Origin of the sequence: Paraburkholderia sp. Cy-641, from assembly GCF_011752945.1 — a bacterium.
Taxonomy (GTDB): Bacteria; Pseudomonadota; Gammaproteobacteria; order Burkholderiales; family Burkholderiaceae; genus Paraburkholderia.
This window is the reverse complement of the sequence record NZ_VWWM01000123.1, coordinates 1-4,982: the sequence shown is the minus strand read 5'-3', so window position 1 is coordinate 4,982 and position 4,982 is coordinate 1. Positions and strand designations below refer to the sequence as shown.

Annotated in this window: 3 protein-coding genes; 1 reads left to right on the top strand and 2 read right to left on the bottom strand. The window is 64.9% G+C overall.

The annotated features are described in order from the left end of the window. Window positions 1–546: 546 nt before the first annotated feature. Window positions 547–2,553, top strand: coding sequence for an RNA polymerase sigma factor RpoD (rpoD, locus tag F3J20_RS31585; protein WP_167050336.1), 2,007 nt, complete (start codon window positions 547–549; stop codon window positions 2,551–2,553). A 498-nt stretch (window positions 2,554–3,051) separates the two neighbouring features. Here the strand turns inward: rpoD and F3J20_RS31580 are convergent, their stop codons facing one another. Both F3J20_RS31580 and F3J20_RS31575 read right to left on the bottom strand, forming a co-directional pair. Next, window positions 3,052–3,846: a DUF2135 domain-containing protein gene (locus tag F3J20_RS31580; RefSeq protein ID WP_167285825.1), complete on the bottom strand. Its 795-nt coding sequence runs from the start codon at window positions 3,844–3,846 to the stop codon at window positions 3,052–3,054. An 80-nt stretch (window positions 3,847–3,926) separates the two neighbouring features. Beyond that, window positions 3,927–4,982 (bottom strand): DUF2300 domain-containing protein (locus F3J20_RS31575; RefSeq protein WP_167285824.1); only part of this gene is annotated, 1,056 nt, incomplete at its 5' end.

The following is a 4,982-nucleotide window of genomic DNA, read 5'->3' as shown; positions in this document are numbered from 1 at the left end:
CAGTCCACAAACTCACAGCACCCAAACCACCCGGCACCGCTTCGTTTGCGTCGCTGCGTCTGCAGCAGAGAAACGAGATTATGCTGACCGCCCCACGTCACGTCAAGACCCTTGCGCGAATTTTCTTCGAACCGATGCAAAAAGATGCGCCTCATGCATAGTGTGTGAGGGCATGGCAACCGATCCCCTTGCGTGAGGGCGAAACATCTCCACATATATCGAGCGGCAGCGATGTCCGCCGATGCGCGTATCAACCCATCGTCCGCCGGAAACACCCACGCATGTGATGCGTCAACGTCTGCGAAGCAACACAAATATGACTAATTGATGTGCAAGCGTGAGCGCGAACACGCAAGCTCGTATATAATGCGAGCCGCGCAAATTTCGCATTCATTCTATCGGCCCGCTTCGAGCGGGCTCATCTTTTTGCTCCCCAGAGCACAGCCAAACAACCGCGTTGAGTCACATCAGGTGATGCTGAGCCCTGCTCGAAACGCCTGACGGTAGCGTCTTGCGTCTCATAGCGAAGCCTCTAGAGGAAAATACGTGAACCCTTTTGATCGCGAAGATTCGCAAAACGAAACCGCCTTCATCGCCAAAGCTTCCTCGGGCCGCACGGCCAAGGGCAAGGGCGCAGGCAAAGCGATCCCCGTGGCGGCCGAACTGCAGCCGCAACAAGCCGAAGAACGTCAGCGCCTGATGCGCGCGCTGATCCAGCTAGGCAAGGAGCAAGGCTACCTGACCCACGCGCAGATCAACGACCACCTGCCCGACAACTTCACGCAAACGGCGGCGATCGACAGCATCGTCAGCGCGTTCAGCGACATGGGCGTGCAGGTCTACGAGCAGGCCCCTGACGCGGAAACCCTGCTGCTGAACTCGAACACGCCGACCGTCGTCTCGGACGACCAGGCAGACGAGGAAACCGAAGTCGCCCTCTCGACCGTCGACTCCGAATTCGGCCGCACGACCGACCCCGTGCGCATGTACATGCGCGAAATGGGCGCGACCGAACTGCTGACTCGCGCGGGCGAAATCGCAATCGCGAAGCGCATCGAAGACGGTCTGCATCAGATGGTGCAGGCGATCGCAGCGTGCCCGCTCGCGATCTCCGCGATTCTCGCGAGCGCCCAGCAGGTGGCCGACGGCGAGTTGCGCATCGACGAACTGGTCGACGGTCTCAATGAAGACGACGTGGCCGCGGAAGAAGACTCGAACTCGAACTCAAGCGCCGACGCCGATGCCGACGAAGACACCGACTCCGACGATAGCGACGAAGACGAGGACGGCGACGACGTCGGCCAGGCCGACTCAGCGGCGGCGGACGAAGCGCGTCTGAAGCAGCTCACGAGCGACTGCCTCGAAATCTTCGCGCAGGTCGGCATCCTGTACGACCAGATGAGCGAGGCGCACACGCGCGGCGACGTCGGCTCGAAAGCCTATCTGCGCGCCCGCGAAGACATCCAGCTGCACCTCGCGCGCATCCGCTTCACCGCCCGCACGATCGACCGCCTGTGCGGCGACGTGCAGCATCAGGTCGCGCAAGTGCGCTCGATCGAGCGCAACATCCTGCAAATCGTCGTCTCGAAGGCCGGCATGCCGCGCGAGAAGTTCATCGAATCGTTCGGCGGCAGCGAAACCGACCTCGGCTGGACCGAGCGCGCGGCGCGCCCGGCCTCGACGGCCTACAGCGCGGCGCTCGAGCGCCATCTGCCGGCGATCCAGTCCGAACAGCAGAAGCTGATCGAAATCGAAGCGACGGTTTCCCTGCCGCTCAAGGAGCTGAAAGAGATCAACCGCCAGATGGTCGCGGCCGAGTCGAAGATGCGCAAGGCCAAGAGCGAGATGATCGAGGCGAACCTGCGTCTCGTGATCTCGATCGCGAAGAAGTACGTGAACCGCGGCATGCTGTTCCTCGACCTGATCCAGGAAGGCAATATCGGCCTGATGAAGGCCGTGGACAAGTTCGAATACCGTCGCGGCTGGAAGTTTTCGACGTACGCGACGTGGTGGGTTCGCCAGGCTGTCACGCGTTCGCTCGCCGACCAGGCGCGCACGATCCGCGTGCCGGTGCACATGATCGAAACGATCAACAAGCTGAACCGCATCTCGCGCGAAATTCTGCAGCAGACCGGCCAGGAAGCACATCCGGCCGTGCTCGCCGAGCGCATGGAACTCTCGGAAGAGAAGGTGCGCGGCATTCTGAAGATCGCGAAGCAGCCGGTCTCGCTGGAAACGCCGGTCGGCGACGACGGCGACGCGACGCTCGGCGACATGATCGAAGACGCAGGCGTTTCCTCGCCGGCCGATGCGGCAATGCAGGCCGACCTGCGCGCCGCCATCGACGACGCGCTCGACTCGCTGTCGCCGCGCGAAGCGAAGGTGCTGCGCATGCGCTACGGCATCAATACGAAGTCGGACCACACGCTCGAGGAAGTGGGCAAGCAGTTCGACGTCACGCGCGAGCGGATCCGTCAGATCGAAAGCAAGGCAATGCGCAAGCTCATGCATCCGAGCCGCGCTGACCGTCTGAAGTCGTTCCTCGACCGTTAAGCCTCGGCCACCCTCACCTTCAGGCCGCGTTCAGGCCTTCATGCTTGCCGTGCTCCCCGCACGGCAAGCCGCAACACCCCCGCCTCATACACAAGCAGCAGAACCAACCGGCCAACGGTGACTTCTGCTGCCTGCTCCCTTCAGCCGCGTAGCACGCATGTGGAAACACAGGGCGATCTTCGCGCGCGTGATGGCTATTCGCGCTCCATTCTTCGCGACAGCAATAGAACACGCAGCGCACGCATAACTTCTTCCGCCCCCCATGCCCGCACGCGTGCCTTTGCTTCGCCGCGTCGCACGACATGGCGCTTCACGCCGGTCCAAACAGGCGTTCGATTGTTGTCCACAGAAACTGGGAACAAGCTTGTGGACAACCTGCGCATGACCGCGCTAACTCATTGAGCCCACTCGATTTCACGCGCGCGCTCACGAGAAGTCGCAAACCTCGCCCACCATCGTCCGCATACACGCCCGCGCTTATCGCGCGCCCCCCCGGCCTCACGGCATCACAAACGTCTTCACGAGCGTCAGCTCGCCCGGCTTGCGCATCGGCACGCGGATCGTTTCGCTCTTCTCGTCCGGCGTGTTCTCGTTCGTGATAATCGTGACCTGCGCGACCGTTATGTCGCTGCCGCTATTGCCGTTGCCGTAGTAGTTGACGAACACGAGGTAGGTGCCCTTGAGCGGCGCCGCCGACGAATAGATCTCCGGCCCGTAGCCGGTCGTCACGTCGACGTCGAGCGAGCCGCCGTTGGGCGTCACGCGATCGCCGTACCACGCGTGCGCGCCGTCGGGCGAGACGACGTGCAGATCGAGGTCGGTGCCGTCGGTGTCCCATGCGAGCACCACGCGCAGCTTCGGCTGCGTCTTGCCGCTGTAGGCGTCGTAGAACTGCACGCGCTTGCGGCTGCCGTCCGGGGCGCGCAATTCGACGCTGTTGCTGCCGGACGGAAACGCATACGGCCGCGAGAAGCGGCCGTCTTCCTCGACGCGCTGTGGCAGCGGCGTGCCGTTCACGACGAGCGTGCCCACCGAGGTGCCCTTCTTCTTCGGCGTGTTGCGGATCTGCCCTTCGATCAGTGCGAATTTCGACTGCCCTTCCGGCGTCGACACCGACACCGCCGGGTAGTGCACGTCCTGCGTATAGCGCTCGCTGTCGCCGCTCGTGTTGCGCCAGCCGTTCAGCGGCGCACTGAAGTCGATATCGCCCGCCCAGGCGGCCGGCGCCGTCTGCACGCAGACGACGAGCCACCAGCCCGCCGCCTTCAGCCAACCTGTCGCGCTGGATTTCATCGTTACCGCTCCTGTCTCACGCTCTACACGGGAAAAAATCCGCCTCATCACATCGCTCGTCGAATCGTTCATGGGCTCGCTCATTGAATCTGCCCGTCGGTGCGGATCAGCAGACGCGCGGTGCGCTCGACGAACGCTTCGTCGAGCCCGCGCGGATGATGCTGGAACGCGAGGTGCAGGTATTCGTGCGTCAACGCGATGCGGTCCTCTTCGGTCACGAGGCGGTACACGTAGACGCGATTGCGCTGCGCGTCGGCATAGGGCCGCCCTTCGCGCACCGCGCACACGGCCGGCAGATCGGGCGTCTCGTAGCCGTCCGCGCCTTCCAGGCGGCGTGCCCACAGCGGCGCGTTGCGTTGCAGCCAGGCTTGCGCGCCGGCCACCGCGATGCAGTCGCCCGCGAGCGGACTCTCGAACGAAGTCAGCGTCGCCTGCGGCCAGGTGCGCGCGAGAATCGCGTCGAACGCGCGGCCGCCTTGCGCGGATGCCTTCGCGTCGAGCCAGCTCATCTGCCCCGGCGCGGCCTTGTCGTGGTGATACTGGACCGGCACGCCGGTCAGCACGAGCGCATCGGTCAGATCGGCGGCCCGGCGCGCGGCGGGCTCGGGAGTGCGCGGCAGGACGCGCTGCGTGCTGCTGCTGTCGTCGATACGGAAGCAGCCGTGGTCGTGGCGGCCGTGCTGCACGACGTAGGTGCGCGCCGCGACCGCGAGCGCCTTGGCGGCTTCCGGCTGGCTCGTGTCGCCCTCGCGCTCGACCACGCGCGCCACGTAGTCGTTCATGCCGAACCGGCCGACGATCTGCGGCGCGCCGCTCCCGTTCCGGTCGAGCCGCAGTTCGCCACGGCTCGTCACGCGCGCCCAGTTGCCGTTGACGAAGCCGACCCGAAACTCGCCGCGCAACGGGCCGTCGGGTACGGCCGTCGAGCTTCGCTTGCCGCCGGGTGCATCGTCGGGCGCGTCGTCGTGCACTGCGCCGAGCACTTCGCGAACCGGATAGCGGCTGAAGAAATCGACGAGCACGCAGGCGCCGTCGTCGGGCACCGTGATCGACGTCAGCAACGGCGCGATGCGCGGCGCCGCGGCCGCGAGCACGCGCGCGCTGCCGCCGGGTCCGCCGAGCCATACCGGCGTGCA